Annotated in this window: 16 protein-coding genes, 1 pseudogene and 1 riboswitch; of the genes and pseudogenes, 11 read left to right on the top strand and 6 right to left on the bottom strand. The window is 63.1% G+C overall.

The genetic code is table 11. The features are described from left to right. The 3 genes and pseudogenes from ACOVRJ_RS04545 to ACOVRJ_RS04535 all read right to left on the bottom strand — a co-directional run. Nucleotides 1-709, bottom strand: a pseudogene (locus ACOVRJ_RS04545) (ATPase); the annotation flags it as partial. 99 nt (nucleotides 710-808) lie between these two features. Continuing rightward, entirely contained in the window at nucleotides 809-1,102 is a 294-nt protein-coding gene (locus ACOVRJ_RS04540) for a DUF3567 domain-containing protein (protein ID WP_422042709.1), read from the bottom strand. Between the two features lie 172 nt (nucleotides 1,103-1,274). Then, the gene (locus ACOVRJ_RS04535; protein ID WP_422042708.1) at nucleotides 1,275-2,273 is read right to left on the bottom strand and encodes a DUF3108 domain-containing protein; all 999 of its coding nucleotides are present in this window, start codon (nucleotides 2,271-2,273) and stop codon (nucleotides 1,275-1,277) included. A gap of 87 nt (nucleotides 2,274-2,360) precedes the next feature. Between ACOVRJ_RS04535 and ACOVRJ_RS04530 the strand changes: the two genes are divergently transcribed. From ACOVRJ_RS04530 to ACOVRJ_RS04515, 4 genes are all read left to right on the top strand, one after another. Next, the gene (locus ACOVRJ_RS04530) at nucleotides 2,361-3,356 is read left to right on the top strand and encodes a fumarylacetoacetate hydrolase family protein (RefSeq protein WP_422042707.1); all 996 of its coding nucleotides are present in this window, start codon (nucleotides 2,361-2,363) and stop codon (nucleotides 3,354-3,356) included. A 43-nt stretch (nucleotides 3,357-3,399) separates the two neighbouring features. Continuing rightward, nucleotides 3,400-4,089 carry a DUF4197 domain-containing protein gene (locus ACOVRJ_RS04525; protein ID WP_422042706.1) on the top strand — a complete coding sequence of 230 codons (690 nt, stop codon included), beginning with the start codon at nucleotides 3,400-3,402 and terminating at the stop codon, nucleotides 4,087-4,089. A 108-nt stretch (nucleotides 4,090-4,197) separates the two neighbouring features. Next, nucleotides 4,198-5,016, top strand: coding sequence for a ProQ/FINO family protein (locus ACOVRJ_RS04520; RefSeq protein WP_422042705.1), 819 nt, complete (start codon nucleotides 4,198-4,200; stop codon nucleotides 5,014-5,016). A gap of 132 nt (nucleotides 5,017-5,148) precedes the next feature. After that, complete coding sequence (locus ACOVRJ_RS04515) at nucleotides 5,149-6,207, top strand: homocysteine S-methyltransferase family protein (protein ID WP_422042704.1); 1,059 nt, start codon at nucleotides 5,149-5,151, stop codon at nucleotides 6,205-6,207. Between the two features lie 10 nt (nucleotides 6,208-6,217). On the opposite strand, the gene ACOVRJ_RS04510 is transcribed toward ACOVRJ_RS04515, so the two are convergent. Next, entirely contained in the window at nucleotides 6,218-7,411 is a 1,194-nt protein-coding gene (locus ACOVRJ_RS04510) for an HD-GYP domain-containing protein (RefSeq protein ID WP_422042703.1), read from the bottom strand. An 86-nt stretch (nucleotides 7,412-7,497) separates the two neighbouring features. Beyond that, nucleotides 7,498-7,616: riboswitch (S-adenosyl-L-homocysteine riboswitch) on the top strand. Between the two features lie 53 nt (nucleotides 7,617-7,669). Between ACOVRJ_RS04510 and metH the strand changes: the two genes are divergently transcribed. Then, the gene (gene metH, locus ACOVRJ_RS04505) at nucleotides 7,670-10,417 is read left to right on the top strand and encodes a methionine synthase (protein WP_422042702.1); all 2,748 of its coding nucleotides are present in this window, start codon (nucleotides 7,670-7,672) and stop codon (nucleotides 10,415-10,417) included. Nucleotides 10,418-10,514: 97 nt separating this feature from the next. Next, complete coding sequence (locus tag ACOVRJ_RS04500; protein WP_422042701.1) at nucleotides 10,515-11,258, top strand: glycine zipper 2TM domain-containing protein; 744 nt, start codon at nucleotides 10,515-10,517, stop codon at nucleotides 11,256-11,258. A gap of 25 nt (nucleotides 11,259-11,283) precedes the next feature. Here ACOVRJ_RS04500 and ACOVRJ_RS04495 read toward each other — a convergent pair whose 3' ends face one another. Then, entirely contained in the window at nucleotides 11,284-12,792 is a 1,509-nt protein-coding gene (locus tag ACOVRJ_RS04495; RefSeq protein WP_422042700.1) for a YifB family Mg chelatase-like AAA ATPase, read from the bottom strand. A gap of 303 nt (nucleotides 12,793-13,095) precedes the next feature. Here ACOVRJ_RS04495 and ACOVRJ_RS04490 point away from each other — a divergent pair, with 303 nt between their 5' ends. The 3 genes from ACOVRJ_RS04490 to amt are packed head-to-tail and all read left to right on the top strand — an operon-like array spanning nucleotide 13,096 to nucleotide 15,788. After that, entirely contained in the window at nucleotides 13,096-13,848 is a 753-nt protein-coding gene (locus ACOVRJ_RS04490) for a TorF family putative porin (RefSeq protein WP_422042699.1), read from the top strand. A gap of 30 nt (nucleotides 13,849-13,878) precedes the next feature. Beyond that, nucleotides 13,879-14,217, top strand: coding sequence for a P-II family nitrogen regulator (gene glnK, locus ACOVRJ_RS04485; RefSeq protein WP_422042698.1), 339 nt, complete (start codon nucleotides 13,879-13,881; stop codon nucleotides 14,215-14,217). Nucleotides 14,218-14,249: 32 nt separating this feature from the next. Continuing rightward, complete coding sequence (gene amt, locus ACOVRJ_RS04480; protein ID WP_422042697.1) at nucleotides 14,250-15,788, top strand: ammonium transporter; 1,539 nt, start codon at nucleotides 14,250-14,252, stop codon at nucleotides 15,786-15,788. A 69-nt stretch (nucleotides 15,789-15,857) separates the two neighbouring features. Here the strand turns inward: amt and ACOVRJ_RS04475 are convergent, their stop codons facing one another. Continuing rightward, nucleotides 15,858-16,262, bottom strand: a complete 405-nt coding sequence (locus ACOVRJ_RS04475) for a response regulator transcription factor (protein ID WP_422042696.1) — start codon at nucleotides 16,260-16,262, stop codon at nucleotides 15,858-15,860. A 130-nt stretch (nucleotides 16,263-16,392) separates the two neighbouring features. Here ACOVRJ_RS04475 and gshA point away from each other — a divergent pair, with 130 nt between their 5' ends. Together gshA and ACOVRJ_RS04465 are read left to right on the top strand one after the other, a co-directional pair. Beyond that, entirely contained in the window at nucleotides 16,393-17,688 is a 1,296-nt protein-coding gene (gene gshA, locus ACOVRJ_RS04470; RefSeq protein ID WP_422042695.1) for a glutamate--cysteine ligase, read from the top strand. Nucleotides 17,689-18,061: 373 nt separating this feature from the next. After that, a partial coding sequence (locus ACOVRJ_RS04465) for a potassium transporter Kup (protein ID WP_422042710.1) occupies nucleotides 18,062-19,718 on the top strand: 1,657 nt, incomplete at its 3' end.

Here is a 19,718-nt window from a genome sequence, read left to right as displayed (position 1 = left end):
GATCGGTGATGTTGTGCTCGGAGATCAGGTTCTCCACCATGCCGATGCGCTCCAGCCGCGAGCCGGCGCGCAAGGCCTCGGCCACTTCTTGGGCATTGACGCCGGCCACCGCGGCAATCGCCGCAAAAGCCTCTTGGGCGGTGTTGACCTTGAACTCCACCAGCGCCCCGCGCAGCTCGCGCTGGTAGCGGGCCAGCGTGCCGTAGAGCAGCAAGGCGCGCTCGGCCGGGTTCAGCTGCAAGAGCGTGCCCAAGGCGGCGATATTGGTTTCAACCAGCGTCGATTCGCGCTTCAGTTGGCGGTCCAGCCATTCGCTGGTAGTGGCCAGCAGGGACATCATGTCCTTGGGCGCATCCTTGACGTATTCGTCCAGGTAGAAGAAGAGCGTGGCTTCCGAGTACGGGCCGCTCCAGACGCCATAGCGCTGCAAGAAGGCTTCATCGCTGAGATCGGCTTGCCCGAGCCAGAGCTCATTGCCCTGGCAGCGTTGCTCCAGGTATTCGCGCAGCCGGCTCAATACGCGCAGCGGCCAAACCAAGTGACGGCCGGTGAAGGACAGCAAGCCATTGAAGTCGCGACGCAGATTGAAGCGCCCGGCGTGCTTGACCGTCAGCGTGAGTACGAACTGGGTGCACATCCGGTCTAGCACCGGCGCCTCTTTGAGGCCCGGTGAGGGCAGGACACGCGCGTCAGCCAAACGCTTGACCATGGTGGGCAGCTCCTCGCAGTCTCGTGCGTCACAGACTGCGTGACGCTGCCCCATCTTGTCCCAGCCGCGCGCCGAGGACAAGAGCCTTAATGGGGGGACTTAATGCATCACCACCGGTTGATGGCCCATGCGGGCATAGGCTTCGATGAAATCATCCAGGTCTTCTTCGCTGGGATCTTGCTCGATCAGCGCTTCGACGCCGTCCTGGAACTGCTGGGCCAGCGCGCCTTCGATGAAGATTTCTTTGCGACTGAATTTGTCGACGATCTCATAGCCTCCGCGGTGCAGCTGCAACTCGGGGTTGGCTTGTAAAAATTCCCCCGGCACGGGCTCAGTCACCTGGACGTCGAACTTGACGACACTGAAGCTGGGGGAGTTGTAAAGCATGTGCATAGCGGCTCCTTTCAGCATCAACTGCGGCCAGCAGCGTCAGTTTCAAGAGTTATCGGCACCTTGAGCGCTTGGCCGTGAATAAATAGTGGCAGAACTTCGGGCTTCTCGGGGGATTCCTTGTCTCTTTTTCGTGTCTAAAGTGTCAAAAGATAACGACATCCCTCCCCCTTGTTCAGGGTGGTAGTCCTTCGTCCAGCAGCAACAATTCCCAGCTGCGCTCGTCGGCCAGCTTGTAAACCAGCCGCACCGGCAGGTGGCGGCGGGCGGGGTCCAGCCAGACATCGATTTCGCCGCTGTAAGCAAAAATTTGCGGACGGTGCAGGTGCAGTGTTGGCAGGGCGGGCCGGTCTGGCAAATCCAGGGTCTCAGGGCCGATGACCTCAAACGCCCAGTTGCGGGCCTCTCCGCGCAGGCCGATCACGGGCATGTGCAAGCGGCTGCCCTGAAGGTAGCGGTCAGGCGCGGCGTCGATCATGGCGGCGAGTTGGAACCACCAACTGAGACGGTCCTGCACGCCCTCAGGCAACTCCATGACCTCGGCACTGGTAGAAAAACTGATCAGGCCTTCAGGACGACGGAAGTTGGTGGCCTGAACATCGCGACCGCGACGTTGCTGCGCGAAGCGATCGGGCAACAAGCCCTCAGGCCCGACCTTGCCTTCGCTGCGCCAAGCGGGCAGGGCGCGACCCTCGAGCTGGCGATCCAGTCGCAACTGGTAGCTGGCATCCGGACTGGGAAGCCAGCTCAGCCGCGCCAAACCCTGTCGACCGTCTTGCAGCAGCAAGAAGCGCCACTCGACAGCTGGTGCAAGCTGAGTCGCAGGGGCAGCTTCAGGCGGCGCGGTTCGTTCCGCGCTGAGCGGCTTCGGCTCGGGTCTTGAGACTTGGTCGCTCGGCGTCGACGGGGGCAAACTGCCAGTCAAGCGCGATGCCATTGCTTCGGACGGCATCTGGCGAGGCTGGGTGGAGGCAAGCAGACTCGCCGGCGCTGGCACCTTCTCGATCGTCAGGGTTCGCGTGAGCAGCCCAGGTTGGCGTGGCGTCGGGGCGGCGCTGGCCGTGCTTATGGCTTGGTCTGAGCGCGGGAACAGCAACAGAGCGTGGGCGGCCACGCTAAGCACCAGGGCCACCACGGCGGCTTGGCGTTGAGCGGGCGAAGTGCTGCGCGGCATCGGTCGGGAAGTTTGACGGGGGGAAGGCGAAATCATGCGGCGCATTGGACAATGCTGCCATCGCTTTGCTGCTTTTCTCTTTTCCCGATGAAATTTGCCACCTTGAACGATGGATCGCGTGACGGCCAACTGGTTGTTGTTTCGCGTGATCTGAGCCAGGCCCATTACGCCAGCGGCATCGCGGGACGGCTGCAGCAAGTGCTCGACGACTGGGGCTTTCTGGCGCCGCAGCTGGAGGAGTTGTACGTCGGGCTCAACCATGGCCGCCTGCGCCACGCCTTCAATTTTGAGCCCAAGCAATGCTTGGCGCCCTTGCCGCGAGCGTTTCAGTCCATCGAGGGTTCGGCTTATCTGAATCACTTGGAGCTACTGCAGAGAACCGCGCCGAATGAGCCGGCGTCAGAACTGCCGTTGGAGCCCTTGCTCCGGCAGGGCTGCGGTGATTCGCTGCTGGGTGCCTGCAGTCCGGTGCGCGTGGGCTCCGAGGCCATGGGTATCGACTTTGAGGCGCAAGTGGTGGCGGTCACCGGCGATGTGGCGCAAGGCGTCAGTTCCGGCCAGGCCTTGGAAGGGGTGCGCTTGTTGATGTTGGCCAATGGCTGGACGCTGCGTCTGCTCGGCGCGCAGGGCCGCTTTCACAGTCGGCCGGCCACCTCATTCAGCCCGGTGGCGGTGACGCCCGATGAATTGGGCGCGGCCTGGCGCGGCGGCCGCGTCGATCTGCCCTTGCAGACCATGTGGAACGGCCGCAAGGTCGGTCAATGCGAGGCCGGGCCGGAAATGACTTTCCACTTTGGCCAGCTGATCGCCCAAGCCGCCAAGACAAGGGCCTTGAGCGCCGGCAGCTTGATCGGCTCCGGCCCGGTGTCCAACAAAGACAGCAGCCGCGGCTACAGCTGCATTGCGGAGAAACGCGCCCTTGAACAGCTGGAGTCCGGCCAAGCCAAGACTGCCTTCATGTCTTTTGGGGACAGCTTGCGCATCGAGATGAAGGGGGCGGATGGTCTGAGCGTGTTTGGCGCCATCGACCAGGATGTGCTCGCCCTGCACGATGCAGACGAGAAAGAGTCGGGCCCGGTTTAAGCCGCAGCGCCCATCGCATTGGAACGAAATAGGGAGTCGAAAAATGGTCTTGCGTCGATCTGTTTTATGGGCTGCCGGCGTGTTCGCCGGCCTTGGCGGCTCAAGCTTCGTGGTTCAGGCGGGCGTCAGTGAAAGCGACGCCGCCTCCGGCATACGCGCCGCCTTGGAACGCGGCGCCAATGCGGCCATCGCGGGCTTGGGCAAGCCGGATGGCTTTATGAACAACCCGGCGGTTCGAATCGAGCTGCCAGGCTACTTGAAGGATGGCGCCAAGCTCTTGCAAATGACCGGACAAGGCAAGAAAGTGGACGAGTTGCTGCTGGCCATGAACCGCGCCGCTGAAGCGGCGGTGCCGACGGCCAAGCCGCTGCTGGTGGCGGCGATCAAGGGCATGAGTGTGGAAGATGGCTTGCAAATCCTGAAGGGCGGCGATGACGCGGTCACCCAGTTCTTTGCCGGCAAGACCCGCCAGCCCTTGAACCAGCAGCTCTTGCCTCTCGTCACCCAAGCCACCCAAAAAGTCGCCCTGGCCGACAAATACAACGCGGTGGCAGGCAAGGCGGCCGGGCTGGGCCTGGTGAAAAGCCAGGACGCCAATATCCAGCAATACGTCACCGCCAAGACCTTGGATGGGCTGTATCTGATGATTGCCGAAGAGGAGCGCAAGATCCGCAAAGACCCGCTGGGCAGTGGCAGCGCCATCCTCAAAAAGGTGTTTGGCGGCGGCGCCTGAGCGCCAGCTTTCACCCTGAAGAGGGGCCCAATCGCGCAATTGGCGCCGCAGTGGACAATAGCGTCCTGATTTTCCTTTGTCTTTGAAGTTGCGCCGAGGCGCTTGCCCATGAACGAAACCCCTAATACGGCACCGACTTCGGCGCCGAATGCATCGCAGTCTCCTGCGGAAGTAGGCGCGGTCGACGCTGCCGCTGTTGTCGAGACAGCAAGCGAGAGCACGGTGGATGCACCCGCCGTTGAAGCTGCTGAAGCCGCCGCACCCGAGGCAGCAGCTGCCAAAGACATCTCGCCCGCCGCCGTGGCGGCCAAGCTGAAAGAGCTGTTCCCCGCCCTGTTTGTGGGCGGCGGCATCAAACCCTTGAAGCTGCGCGTGCAGGCCGATATTCAAGAGCGTGCGCCCGGTGTGTTCACCAAGGCGCAGCTGTCGGCCTTTTTGCGCCGCCACACCGGGGGCACCGGCTATCTGATCGCCCTCAGCAAGGCCAAAACCCGTTTTGATCTGGACGGTCAGCCGGCCGGCGACCTGAGCGATGAGCACCGCGCCGCTGCTGTCGAGGAGCTGAACCGCCGTCGCGGTTTGCAACAAGAACGCCTCGAACAGGAGCAGCAACGCCATGCGCTGGAGCAGCAGCAGGCGCGCAACCGCGCCGGGCTTTTGCATGACTTTGAGCGCACGACCCTGACCCTGCCGAACTTCTGCGCACTCAAAGGGGTGTCGCCGGAAGAGTTGCCTGGCTTGCTGGAGCTGGCTCGACAAGAGGCAGCCGAGCGGGCCGCGCAGCGTCCACAGTTCCAGGCGCCGCGTGACTCGCGCCCCGAGCAAGCCCCGCGTGGCGAGCGGGGTCGGCCGGACGAGCGGCGGGGTCGCCGCAATGGCCCCAGGGGTGGACCACAAGGCGGCATGAAGCCGGGTTCTCGGCGCTGATCCGCTCCTGCCGCGCGCGCTCGGCGTTCCTGCGCTTGAGTGCGTGCATATGCAAGCCGAGACGACTTCTTGGCGTACGGCCTTTTGCCCTTGGGACAGGACTGGGCCGCCGCGCCTTTCTACAATGGCGCCATGAACGCAAACTCGAGCACCTACACCCGCGGCGCGGCCTTGCCCGCCATCCTGCAGCAGCGCATCGCGATTTTGGACGGTGCCATGGGCACGATGATCCAGCGCTACAAGCTGGGTGAGGCGGATTTTCGCGGCTCGCGTTTTGCCGATCATCCCAAGGACCTGAAGGGCAATAACGACTTGTTGGTGCTGACCCGGCCCGACGTGATCCGCGAGATCCACGAGAAATACCTGGCCGCCGGCGCCGACATCATCGAGACCAACACCTTCGGCACCACTTCCGTGGCCCAAGAGGACTACGGCCTGGAAGCGCTGGCCTATGAGATGAATGTGGCCGCCGCGCGCATTGCCCGTGAGGCCTGCGACCAATACAGCACGCCCGACAAGCCGCGCTTCGCCGCCGGCGCCCTGGGCCCCACGCCGCGCACCGCCAGCATCAGCCCCGATGTGAACGACCCCGGCGCCCGCAATGTCGACTTCGACACGCTGCGCGCCGCCTATTACGAGCAGGCCAAGGGCTTGTTGGATGGCGGCGTCGACCTGTTCCTGGTCGAGACCATTTTTGACACCTTGAACGCCAAGGCTGCCATCTTCGCGCTGGACGAGTTGATGGAAGACACCGGCGAGCGCCTGCCCGTCATCATCAGCGGCACCGTCACCGACGCCTCGGGCCGCATCCTCTCCGGCCAGACGGTGACCGCCTTCTGGCACTCGGTGCGCCACGCCAAGCCGCTGGCCATCGGCCTGAACTGCGCGCTGGGCGCGACGCTGATGCGCCCTTACATCGAAGAGTTGGCTAGGGCCGCCGGTGCCACGGCGATCAGCTGCTACCCGAATGCCGGCCTGCCCAACCCGATGAGCGACACCGGCTTTGACGAAACGCCCGATGTGACCGGCCGTTTGATGGAAGAGTTTGCCCGCAGCGGCTTCTTGAACATCGCCGGCGGCTGCTGCGGCACCACGCCGGAGCACATCGCGGCGATCGCCAAGGGCGTGTCGGCTTACCGCCCTCGCGTCAGCGGCGAGAAGTTCTTCAGCGGCCTGGTCGCCGAGGCCTGAGCGAGCTGCATCAGCTCATCTTCAGCAGCTTCTCCATCGACACCCGCAGCTTCAACTCGTGCGGAGCTAGGCTGGCTGCAATGGCCTGAGCGGCCAAACGGGTGTCGCGCGGCACCGGTTCGCTCAAGGGGTTGCCGCTCTTGCCCAAGAGGCTGGCCACCATCGGCTCGGTGGCGCTGTGTCCGCGTTTGAAGACGATGCCGACCTCGCCATTGGCCAGCCGCACCAGGCTGCCCAGTGGATAGAGACCAATGGTTTTGACAATGGCCGCGCCGGCTTCATCGGGCTGTTTCAGCTCATCCAAAAACACCGCCCTTGCGGCCATGGCGCCGGGCTGCGCCCTGCGCGAGGCGCGCGGGCTGACGCGCGAGGCAAAGATGTCGATGCGGCGCAGCAGTCGCGCCAGTTGCTCGGCCGGAGCGCGTTCTGCCAAGGGGCCTGGGCCGGCGTCGTGATGCAAGCACACCGTCTTCAGCCAAAGCTCTGACTTGGCGCCGAGTTCGGCTAGCAGCTTCGCCGAGCGGTCGCCATGCGAGATCAGGCTTTGCTGCTGGTTGTGGCTGGGCTCGTCGGACTGCGCGGCCAAGCGGTCTTGTTGGGCGCTGATGCTGATGTTCATGCTCAGCGCGGCTTGGGTGAGGGCCAGGCGCCAGTCCTCGGGCCAGCCCAGCTTGAGCGCACATTGCTCGGCCAAGGCCAGGCAGAGCAGGGCGTGGCGGGCGCTGTAGCGCTCGAAGCCCTGGCTGGCGTCAAAGATCAGGAACATCAAAATCGCATCGGGCCGGTTCGAGAGCCGGGCGATGGCATCGGTGTGCAGCTGTTGAAAGCGGCCGCGGAAGTCCTCGGTATTCGGGTCGCGCAGCAGGCTGTGGGCATGCATCTGCAGATCGGCCCAGGCGGCTTGCTCGCCCAGATCGAGGCGTTGCACCTTGTCGGGTTTGTAGTCGGCCTGCACCTTGACGATGTCGCCCAGATTGGCGCCCTGCAGCATCATCGTGTCCATCTTGTGGGCCAGGGCGCGCTGGTATTCCTTGGTCTCATGCGCCAGCACCCAGATCGGGCGCGCCAGCAAGGCCTGCATCTGCGGCGTGTTGGGCAAGGTCTGGCCGCTGGCCACCAGCAGCTTCCCCTCGGCGTCGCGCAAGGAGAAGGTGAGCACCTGACCGGCGCGCAGGCTGTTGGGGGGGAGCTGTATCAGATCCAAGGTGTCTCGCAGATGTTTTGCTTGGATTGTCGGCTGAACCTCGCGGCGATTGAGGCCCAGCCCCGGACTGCGCGTAAAATCGCGCACGGTTCAAGGAGCGTTGCGACCAGCCCACCCGCATTGATCGTCAGATCGGCGGCGGCTCGCCAGGCTTGAACGGGCAGCCCACCCTGATCTGGGCTGTTGACAACGACGCTCACCGATCCATGATTTCGTGGCCGCGGTGAGTTCGCGGCCCTAGATTCCCCCGAGGCCGCCATGTCCACTCAAATCCCTGCCCTGACCCCTAACGTCCCCGTCGAAGCGATGAAGCTCTCGGGCCTGGAGCCGGTGCAGATTGGCGCTGGCACGCTCTTCGTCAATATCGGCGAGCGCACCAATGTGACCGGCTCCAAGGCCTTTGCTCGGATGATTCTGAACGGGCAGTTTGAAGACGCCCTTGCCGTCGCGCGCCAGCAGGTCGAGAACGGCGCCCAGGTCATCGACATCAATATGGACGAGGCCATGCTGGACAGCCAGGCCGCCATGGTGCGCTTCCTGAACCTGATCGCCGGCGAGCCCGAGATCGCCCGTGTGCCCATCATGATCGACAGCTCCAAGTGGAGCGTCATCGAAGCCGGCTTGAAGTGCATCCAAGGCAAGGGCATCGTCAACTCGATCTCGATGAAAGAGGGCGAAGAGGAGTTTCGCCGCCAAGCCAAGCTGGTGCGCCGCTATGGCGCGGCCGCCGTGGTGATGGCTTTTGACGAGCAAGGCCAGGCCGACACCTTCGCCCGCAAGATCGAAATCTGCGAACGCGCCTACAAGATCCTGGTGAACGAAGTGGGCTTCCCGGCCGAGGACATCATCTTCGACCCGAATATCTTCGCCATCGCCACCGGCATCGAAGAGCACAACAACTACGCGGTCGACTTTATCGAGGCCACGCGTTGGATCAAGCAAAACCTGCCCGGTGCCAAGGTCAGCGGCGGCGTCTCGAATGTGTCCTTCAGCTTCCGTGGCAATGACCCGGTGCGTGAGGCCATCCACACCGTCTTCCTGTACCACGCGATTCAAGCGGGCATGGATATGGGCATCGTCAACGCCGGCATGGTGGGCGTGTACGACGACCTCGATGCCGAACTGCGCGAGCGCGTGGAGGACGTGGTGCTGAACCGCCGACCCGACTCCGGCGAGCGCCTGATCGAAGTGGCCGAGCGCGCCAAGGGCATGGCCATTGATGACACGGCCCGTCTGGCCTGGCGCGCCGGCGATGTGAACGAACGCCTCAGCCATTCCTTGGTGCACGGCATCACCGAGTTCATCACCACCGACACCGAAGAAGCCTGGCAAGCGATTCAGGCCAAGGGCGGCCGGCCACTGCATGTGATCGAAGGGCCGTTGATGGCCGGCATGAATGTGGTCGGCGACTTGTTCGGCGCTGGCAAGATGTTTTTGCCCCAGGTGGTGAAGTCGGCCCGCGTGATGAAGTCGGCGGTGGCGCATTTGCTGCCCTATATCGAGGCCGAGAAGCAGGCCTTGATCGACGCCGGCGGCGAGGCCAAGCCCAAGGGCAAGATCGTCATCGCCACCGTCAAGGGCGATGTGCACGACATCGGCAAGAACATCGTCACCGTGGTCTTGCAGTGCAATAACTTCGAGGTCGTGAACATGGGCGTGATGGTGCCCTGCCAGGACATCTTGGCCAAGGCCAAGGAAGAGGGCGCCGACATCATTGGCCTCTCCGGCCTGATCACGCCCAGCCTGGAGGAGATGCAGCATGTGGCCGCCGAGATGCAGCGCGACGAGCATTTCCGCTCGCGCGGCACGCCGCTGCTGATCGGCGGCGCCACCTGCAGCCGCGTGCACACGGCGGTGAAGATTTCGCCGCACTACGAAGGCCCGGTGGTCTATGTGCCGGATGCTTCGCGCAGCGTCGGCGTTTGTAGCGATCTGCTCTCGGACGAGCGTGCTGCCAAGTTCATTGCCGAGTTGCGCAGCGACTATGAGCAGGTACGCCATCTGCACGCCAACAAAAAGCAGACCCCCATGGTCAGCCTGGCGGCTGCGCGCGCCAACAAGCATGCCGTGGACTGGGCCAGTTATCAGTCGCCGGTGCCGCAGTTCATCGGCCGCCGCGTGATCCGCAATTACGACCTGGCCGAATTGGCCGAGAGCATCGACTGGGGCCCCTTCTTCCAAACCTGGGATCTGGCCGGGCCTTTCCCAGCCATTTTGAAAGATGAGGTGGTGGGCACCGAGGCGCAGCGCGTCTTCAGCGATGGCAAGCGCATGCTGCAGCGCCTGATCGCTGGCCGCTGGTTGACGGCCAGTGGCGTCTTCGGCCTCTACCCGGCCGCACAGGTGAACGACGACGACATCGAGATCTACACCGATGAGAGCCGCAGCGAGGTTTTGATGACCTGGCACGGCCTGCGCATGCAGTCGGAGCGACCGGTGGTGGATGGCGTGAAGCGCCCGAATCGCTGTCTGTCTGACTTCATTGCCCCCAAAGGCGTGGTGCCGGATTACATCGGCCTGTTTGCCGTCACCGCCGGCCTGGGCGTGGAGAAGAAGGAAGCCCAGTTCCTGGCCGATCTGGACGACTACTCCGCCATCATGTTCAAGGCCCTGGCCGACCGCTTGGCCGAGGCCTTTGCCGAGCGCTTGCACCAGCGCGTGCGCACCGAGTTCTGGGGTTACGCCCCGGATGAGGCTTTGAGCAGCGAGGAATTGATCGAAGAAAAGTACCGCGGCATCCGCCCTGCACCCGGCTATCCGGCCTGCCCGGATCACTTGGTCAAGCGTGAGTTGTTCAAGGCGCTGAATCCCGAAGAAATCGGCATGGGCCTGACCGACAGCATGGCCATGACGCCGGCCGCCAGCGTTTCGGGCTTTTACTTCGCGCACCCCGAAGCGGCTTACTTCAACGTCGGCCGCATTGGTGAAGACCAGGTCGCGGATTGGGCCGAACGCATGCGCTTGAACAAGGAAGCGGCCGAGCGCGCGCTGGCGCCGCTTTTGTAAGCCGAAGTAAGAACCGGGCTTGGGGCGGCTTCGCGGTGCACGGCGTGCTAGGGTTGGGCGTTAGCTGTTGACCGAGTATTTCCAAGGAGTTTTGCAGATGAAACCCGCACAAATCGCCATCGGCGCTGTCGCCGCGATTGCTATCGCAGGTTTGGCCTATCAGGCGGGGCGCAGCCAAGCACCGGCTTCGCAGTTGGCTGTGCCTGCCGCGCCTGCTTCGGCGCCTGCGGCGGAGGCCAGCGCAGCACTGGCTTCAGTCCTGCCAGCGGCGTCCGCCCCCGTGGCAGCGCTTGTGCCCGCCTCCGCACCGAAGGACGCGGCCAGCGCGCCTGCGCCGCAGGTGGCCGCGAAGGCGCCGCCCAAGCCAGCCCCGCGTCCGGTGCCCAAGCCTGTAGCGCCTGCAGCCTCTATCCCCGAGGAGAGCCGCCAGGTCGCCAAGCCTGCCGCGCCGCATGCCTCCAGCGAACCGCTGCAGGCCAAGGCCGCCGAACCCGAGCTGCCCAAGCTTTGCGCCGAATGTGCCACCGTGGTGCAGATCCGCAGCGAGCAACGTGAAGGCAAGGGCAGTGGCCTGGGTGCCGTCGGTGGCGCGGTGCTGGGCGGCCTCTTGGGTAATCAGATTGGTGGCGGCACCGGCAAGACCTTGGCGACGGTTGCCGGTGCGGCGGCGGGCGGTTTTGCGGGCAATGCCGTGGAGAAGAACCACAATGCGCGCCAGGTCTGGTTGGTGCGCGTGAGTTATCCCGACGGGCGCACCCGCAGTTTTGAGTACGACCATCAGCCCGATTTGCGGGTGGACATGGTGGTGCGCGAACGCGATGGGGTCTTGGAGCGCTACTAAGCCCAGTTGGCGCTGTGGCTTGACCTCAGTGCATCAGCCCGCGCCGCAGCTGAATGGCTTCGGCCATATGCGGCAATTGAATGCGGCTCGCGTGTTCCAGATCGGCAATGCTGCGGGCCACGCGCAAAAGCCGGTGATAGCCGCGCGCCGACAGGCCCAGCTGCGCAGCGGCTTTTTGTAAAAACTCGGTGGCGCTGGGCTCTGCCTGAGCGACTTGCTCCAGTTGGCGCGCCGTCAGCCGTGCATTGCAGCAGGCTTGGCGCGCAAGGGCGATCTTGCGCGCTGCGGCGACACGCTGTGCCACCACCGCGCTGCTCTCGCCGTCCGGCAGGCCGGCCAGCTCTTTGGGGGCCAGCATCGGCACCTCAATCATCAGGTCCAGCCTGTCTAGAAAAGGCCCGCTGAGCCGGCCTTGATAACGCGCAATCTGACCGGGTGCGCAGATGCAGGCCTTGAGCGGATTGCCCAGATGCCCGCAGGGGCATGGATTCATGGCCGCTACCAGCTGAAAGTTGGCCGGGAACTCGGCTTGCCGAGCCGCTCTCGAAATCAAGATGCGGCCCGTTTCCATCGGCTCGCGCAGGGCTTCGAGTGCGCTTCGGTTGAACTCGGGGAGTTCATCCAAAAACAAAACCCCGTGCAAGGCCAGTGAAATCTCGCCTGGCCGCGGCGGTGAACCGCCGCCGACCAGCGCCACGCTGGAGGCACTGTGATGCGGGCTGCGGGTCACGCGCTGCGCCCAGCGGCTCGGCTCGAACTGCGCGGCAAGACTCAGCAGGGCGGCGGACTCGAGCGCCTCGTCTTCGCTCAAGGGGGGCAGCAGCCCACTCAGGCGCTGGGCCAACATCGATTTGCCCGTGCCGGGCGGTCCAACCAGCAAGAGGCTGTGTGCGCCTGCTGCAGCGATTTCCAACACCCGTTTGGCGCCGGCCTGGCCTTTGACATCGCGCAGATCCGGCGGGCAGGGCGCAGCGCTGCGTGGCATTGCTTGTGCAACGCTGAGCGCTTGCTCGCTGCCCGGCGCCAGGGCGGCAACCAGATCGAGCAAATGCGGCGCGGCCAGCACCCGCACGCCTTCGACCAAGGCGGCCTCGGCTGCGCTGGCCGGCGGCAAGATCAGACTGCGGCTCGATTGTTCGCGGCGCAGGGCCAGGCTCATGGCCAAGGCAGCGCGGATGGGGCGCAATTCGCCGCCGAGCGACAACTCGCCGGCACATTCAAAGCCGTCCAGGCGGCTGGCATCGATCTGCCCACTGGCGGCCAGCAGGCCCAGCGCGATCGGCAGATCAAAACGCCCGCCCTCCTTGGGCAATTCGGCCGGGGCGAGATTGACCGTGATCTTTTTATTGTGAGGAAAGCTCAGGCCACTGTTTTGCAAGGCCGCGCGCACACGCTCGCGCGATTCCTTGACCTCCGTATCCGCTAAACCGACCAAGGTGAAGGAGGGTAGGCCGTTCGCCAGATGCACTTCGACACTGACCGGCGCGGCGGCCAGCCCGTCTAAAGCCCGACTGTGAACGATGGCCAGTGACATGTTGTGAGATGTCTCCAAGCGGTGGGGCACAGCGGCCCCGATGGGGGTCGCCTTGAGGGCTGATTGTGCATCCCCTGCTGCTTTTTGCGGTGCATGCACAAAAGCAGTGCGGCCGTCGGCGCGGGCTTGGCAAGGCGCAACCCAGTTTGGTGCAAAAGACCTTGACCCGGCGCCGAAACGCGGGCTTTGGCTGAGAAGTCGGGCCGATTCCTGCCCTTCAGGACTTGGCACGAAAGCTGCTTTGGGTGAAGCAAGTCGTTTTGAAATCCTTCTCCTTCCCCTTCAATTGATAGGAAACCCGTGATGAAGTCGACTCTTGCTGCATGTCTTGCTCTTCTGGCCTTGTCTGCCCTGCCCGTGCAAACGGTGCAGGCCCAAGAAGCCGCCGCTGCGCCCGCGGCAGCAAGCCCTTTGTCCTTCAACATCAGTCTGACCAGCGACTATCGCTATCGCGGCATTTCCCAGTCTCGGCTGCAGCCGGCTTTGCAAGGCGGTGCGGATTACGCCTTTGATTCGGGCTTCTACCTTGGCACCTGGGCTTCGACCATCAAGTGGATCAAGGACGCGCCCTACAACGGCGGCGCTTCGGCCGAGATCGACGTGTATGGCGGCTACAAGACCGAAATCACCAGCGGCTTGACGATGGATGTGGGGGTGCTCAGCTATGTCTACCCCAGCAATGATCTGAAGCCCAGCGCCAACACCACCGAGGTCTATGGCGCCTTGAGCTTCGGTCCGATGACGGTCAAGTACTCGCACAGCCTGACCAATCTGTTCGGCACTGCCGACAGCAAGGGCAGTGGCTATCTCGATCTCTCTGCCACCTTCGATGTGGGTGGCGGCTTCAGCCTCACCCCGCATGTGGGCTACCAGAAAGTGGCCAACAACGATGCCGGGACCTACACCGACTACTCGGTGACCTTGAACAAGGAATTTGCCGGCTTCATCTTCGGCGCGGCCGTGGTGGGCACGGACACCAAGGCCTATATGGGCGGCCCAGATATGAAGAATCTGGGCAAGAACGGCTTCGTGGTGTCGGTCAAGAAAACTTTTTGAATCCAGAACTAAATCCTAGGAGATAGAGCCATGAAACTGATCACCGCCATCATCAAACCCTTCAAGCTCGACGAGGTGCGCGAAGCCCTGAGCGCCATTGGCGTGCAGGGCCTGACCGTCACCGAAGTCAAGGGCTTTGGTCGCCAAAAAGGCCATACCGAGCTGTACCGCGGCGCCGAGTACGTGGTCGACTTTTTGCCCAAGGTGAAGATCGAAGCGGCTGTCGATGACGCGGTGGTCGAGCAGGTCATCGAGGCGATCGAGGGTGCGGCGCGCACCGGCAAGATCGGCGACGGCAAGATTTTCGTTTCACCCCTCGACCAAGTGGTGCGCATCCGCACCGGCGAAACCGGCAACGAGGCGCTCTGAGCCCGGCGCTGCAGATTTTTGGAGATCACAGAATGAAGAAACTGTTTGCCTGTCTGGCCTTGGCCGCTGCGGTGCTCGCGCCGGCCGCCTGGGCTCAATCCGACGCTGCATCCGCCCCGCTGGCGGCGGCCTCGGCCGTGATTGCCGCTGTCGCCCCTGCGGCTGATGCAGCTGCTTCGGCTGCCGTGGTGGCGCCTGCTGCCGATGCGGCTTCAGCCGTAGCGGCCCCGGCCCCGGTGCCCAACAAGGGCGACACCACCTGGATGATGTTGTCCACGCTGCTGGTCATCATGATGACGGTGCCAGGTCTTGCCCTGTTCTACGGCGGCTTGGTGCGCAGCAAGAACATGCTGTCGGTGCTGATGCAGGTGATGGTGGCGTTCTCGATGATCGTGGTGCTGTGGGTCGTTTATGGCTACAGCTTGGCCTTCACCGAAGGCAACGCATTCATCGGCGGCACCGATCGCTTGATGATGAAGGGCATATGGGACAACGCCGCCGGTACCTTCGCCAATGCCGCCACCTTCAGCAAGGGTGTGGTCATTCCTGAGATCGTGTTCGCTGCTTTCCAAGCCACCTTTGCGGGCATCACCGCCTGCTTGATCGTCGGTGCCTTTGCCGAGCGCATCAAGTTCTCCGCCGTGCTTCTGTTCCTCGCGTTGTGGTTCACCTTCAGCTACTTGCCGATTGCGCACATGGTCTGGTTCTGGATGGGCCCGGATGCCTACACCGCCGCTGGTGTCGTGGACGAGATGAACAGCAAGGCCGGTTTGATCTGGCAATGGGGCGCCTTGGACTTCGCGGGCGGCACGGTGGTGCACATCAATGCTGCGGTTGCCGGTTTGGTCGGTGCCTACATGATTGGCAAGCGCGTCGGTTACGGCAAGGAGGCCTTCACGCCGCACAGCCTGACCCTGACCATGGTGGGCGCCTCCTTGCTGTGGGTGGGCTGGTTCGGCTTCAATGCAGGCTCTGCTTTGGAGGCCAATGGCTTCGCCGCGCTGGCTTTCATCAACACCTTGGTCGCCGCAGCCGCCGCCGTGCTCGCCTGGTGTATCGGTGAGGCTTTGCACAAGGGCAAGGCGTCGATGCTGGGCGCGGCCTCGGGTGCGGTGGCGGGTTTGGTCGCCATCACACCGGCCGCCGGCAATGTGGGCGTCGGCGGTGCCGTGGCGATCGGATTCATCTCGGGCTTTGCCTGCCTCTGGGGCGTGACGGGCCTGAAGAAGCTCCTCGGCGTCGATGACTCGTTGGATGTCTTCGGTGTGCACGGTGTCGGCGGCATCGTCGGCGCGCTGCTGACGGGTGTCTTCAACTCACCGGCCTTGGGCGGCCCCAGCGCCGTGGCCGATTGGGTCACCGTGTCCATGGTTTCTGCGGACGCCTATTCCATCGGCGCCCAGGTTTGGACCCAGGCCAAGGCCGTTGGCGTGACGGTGATCTGGTCGGCTGTGGTGTCGGTGGTGGCCTACAAGATCGTTGATCTGGTGATCGGTCTGCGGGTCAGCGAAGAGGAAGAACGCGAAGGCCTGGACATCAGCTCTCACGGTGAGACGGCGTATCACAAGTAAAGCCAAGTGCTGAAAGCGAAGGGCTGCCGATTGGCAGCCCTTTTTCATTGCAGGCCATGATCGGGCCGCTTAGTCTCGCTCTTTCATCGGTTCGGGCCGGGGACGCGCCTTCAGCAGCACTTCGGTCAACTCCAACAGTTTGGCGGGGCTGAAGGGCTTGGGCAGGAAGAAATTGACGCCCGCAGCCAAGGACTTGGCCTTGGTTTGCTGGGCGGCGTCGGCGGTCAACATCACGACCAGGGTGTGGGCCAGGGCGGGATCTCGGCGGATCTGAGCGCAAACCTCAATGCCGTCCAAGCCGCCGGGCATCATCAAGTCTAGGTAGACCAAGTCTGGCTGCACGGTGCGGGCCATCTCCAGGCCCAAAGTGCCATTCGGCGCTTCAAACAAGGCGTGACCGGTGTCTTCAAGCGCCCAGCGAATCAGTCGACGGATGTCGGCGTGATCTTCAACGACCAGGATCTTGGCTTTCATAGGCTTCCCGTCAGCGACGCTGCGATGCAGCATAGCCTTGTTTTTTCGGCCCTGCTGCTTGGTTTTTGAAGGCTCGACCCCATGTACGAGGCCTCTAGAATGACTTCAACCCAGCTCCGAGCTTCACACCATGGTCCCCCATCTGATTACCGCACTGACTGGCCCCATCAATGAGTTGGAGCAGCGCGTGCTGGAGTCGATGCCGGCCATCGAGCGCTGGTTCCGGCTTGAGTGGATGGAGCACACGCCGCCGTTCTACAGTTCGGTGGACCTGCGCAATGCGGGCTTCAAGCTGGCACCGGTGGATACCAATCTATTCCCGGGCGGTTTCAATAATCTGACGCAGGAGATGTTGCCGCTGTCGGTGCAGGCTGCAATGGCGGCCATTGAGAAGATCTGTCCCGAGGCCAAGAACCTCTTGCTGATCCCGGAGAACCACACCCGCAATACCTTCTACCTGAGCAATGTGGCCACGCTCAAGCGCATCTTCACCCAGGCGGGTTTGAATGTGCGCCTGGGTTCGCTGGACGCCGAGATTACCGAGCCCACCGAGCTGAAGCTCGCCGATGGCAGCACGCTGACGGTGGAGCCCTTGCTGCGCAACCGGGGGCGCCTGGGTCTGAAGGACTTTGACCCCTGCACCATTTTGCTGAACAACGATCTGTCGGCCGGCGTGCCGCGGGTGTTGGAGCATTTGCATGAGCAGTACTTGCTGCCGCCCTTGCATGCCGGCTGGAACGTGCGGCGCAAGAGCCAGCACTTCAAGGCCTATGAAGACGTGGCCAAGAAGTTCTCCAAGCTCTTGGGGATGGATCCCTGGTTGATCAATCCGCTGACCGTGCCGGTCACCGGTGTTGATTTCAATGAGGGGCGCGGACTGGAGGAGTTGCAGGCGCAGGTCGATCTGGTGCTGAGCAAGACGCGCAAGAAGTACAAGGAATACGGCATTCAGGAGAAGCCTTTTGTCGTCGTCAAACCCGATGCCGGCACCTATGGCATGGGCATTTGCACGGTCCGCGACGCCAAGGAGTTGGCCGATCCCAGCCGGCGCCTGCGCAACAAGATGAGCGTCATCAAGGACGGCCAAGAGGTCAACCAAGTCATCGTGCAAGAAGGGGTGGTCACGCACGAACGGGTCAACGAGGCGGTGGCCGAGCCGGTGGTTTACATGATGGATCGCTATGTGGTGGGTGGCTTCTACCGCGTCCATGCCGACCGCGGCGCGGACGAAAACCTCAATTCGCCCGGCTCCAGCTTTGTGCCGCTGGCCTTCTCGCAGGCTTCGCAGCTGCCGCGCCCGGGCGAGCAACCGGGGGCCAGTGGGCCGAACCGCTTCTATATGTATGGCGTGATTGCCCGCTTGGCCATGTTGGCGGCCAGCTACGAGCTGGAGATCACCGATCCCGACGCCGAGGTCTACGCCTGATCTCGCCTGGTTTTGTGCATTTGCGCGCGGCAAGGGCGCGCATCTTGGCGGCGCTGTGCAACATTCGCTTGAAGCATTCGACGACCACGCTTTGAGGCTCGGGCAGGTGCCAGGCAGAGGCCCGATCCATCGGCATCTGTTCCAGGCGACTTTGGCGTTCGTTCGTCGTCAAGTGACTTCTTCGGTACCCTGGCCCGCAAATGCGCCGGTTTCAGGGACTCCGAGGTCAATTGACAACGCTGCCCCGCTTGCGGTTCTTCCGAATTGACGCAGTGCAGCAAAGCAGGCGCAAAATAGCGTTTTTGCTTCAACGCTGCTTTGCCTGCGGCAACAACACGTGAGTTCACCTCAAACGGCGCAATCGCCCTCGGCCATGGCCGGCTTGACCCTCGGTGCCTTGGGGGTCGTCTATGGCGACATCGGCACCAGCCCGCTGTACGCGCTCAAGGAAGTTTTTCATGGCGGCCATGTGGCGCCGACGGCGGACAACATCCTGGGCGTCTTGTCGCTCTTGTTCTGGACCATGACCATCATCGTCTCGATCAAGTATGTGATGCTGATTCTGCGGGCCGACAACAATGGCGAAGGCGGCCTGATCGCCATGCTGGCGCTGGCCACCAATGCGGTGAATGACAAGCCGCAATTACGCCGGGTGCTGTTGGTGGTGGGCCTGTTCGGCACCGCCATCTTTTATGGCGATGCGGTCATCACCCCGGCCATGACGGTGCTGGGTGCGGTGGAGGGCATCGACGTTTATGCGCCTCAGTTCCATGACTTGATCGTGCCCTTGACCTTGGTGGTCCTGGCCGGCCTGTTTGCGGTGCAGCGTTTTGGCACCGGGGGCATCGGCAAGGCCTTTGGGCCGGTCATGCTGGTTTGGTTCGCCAGCCTGGCCCTGCTGGGCTTGCCGCACATTCTTGACAATCCGCATGTCTTGGTGGCGGTCAATCCGGCTTATGCCTGGTCGTTTTGCATGTCGCACAAGCTGGTGGCGTTCATCGCCTTGGGTGCCGTCGTGCTGGTGGTGACCGGTGGTGAGGCGCTCTATGCCGACCTGGGTCATTTCGGCAAGAAGCCGATTCGCATCGCCTGGTACGGCGTGGTGATGCCGGCCTTGGTGATCAACTACTTCGGCCAGGGCGCCATGTTGCTGAATGAACCATCGGCGATCAAGAACCCCTTCTTCTTGTTGGCGCCGGATTGGGCCGAAATCCCCCTGTTCGCCCTGGCCACGATGGCGGCCGTGGTGGCGTCACAGGCCCTGATCACGGCGGCTTTCTCGGTCACCAAGCAGGCGGTGCAACTGGGCATCTTGCCGCGCATGCGCATCTTGCACACCTCGGTGCGTGACATCGGCCAGATCTATGTGCCCTTCGTCAACTGGGGCTTGTTTGTCTTCATCGTGCTGGCCGTCGTTTTGTTCGGCTCCAGCAGCAAGCTGGCCGGGGCTTACGGCATTGCGGTCACCATCGACATGACCATCACCACGGTGATGACCTTCTTCGTCATCCGCTACGGCTGGAAGTACCCGCTGCCGCTGTGTATCTTGGCGACCGGTTTCTTCTTTGTCATCGATGTGATCTTCCTCAGCTCCAATATGCTGAAGTTGCTGTCGGGGGGCTGGTTCCCCTTGGCGATTGGTATCGGCATGTTTACCTTGATGCTGACCTGGAAGCAGGGCCGGCGCCAACTCAGCGACAAGCTGCGTGAGGATGCGATCGAGTTGCCAAGCTTCCTGGAAGCGGTCTTCATCAACCCGCCACTGCGGGTGGAAGGCACGGCCGTGTTCCTGTCTGCCGAGGCTGGCGTGACTCCGAATGCGCTGCTGCACAACCTCAAGCACAACAAGGTGCTGCATGCGCAGAACTTGTTCGTGACGGTCAAGCACCATGAGGTGCCATGGATTGGTTTTGACAAGCGGATCGAAGTCAAGGCGCTGGGCAATGCCTGCTGGGCCGTGGCCCTGCACTTCGGCTTCAAGAATGAACCCGATGTGCCCTATGCCTTGAAGTTGTTGGAGACACACGGTG

The organism is Roseateles sp., from assembly GCF_049240545.1.
In the GTDB taxonomy this organism is placed as follows: domain Bacteria; phylum Pseudomonadota; class Gammaproteobacteria; order Burkholderiales; family Burkholderiaceae_C; genus Paucibacter_A.
Note: the sequence above shows the minus strand (reverse complement) of the source record. Positions and strands in the feature narration are given on the sequence as shown.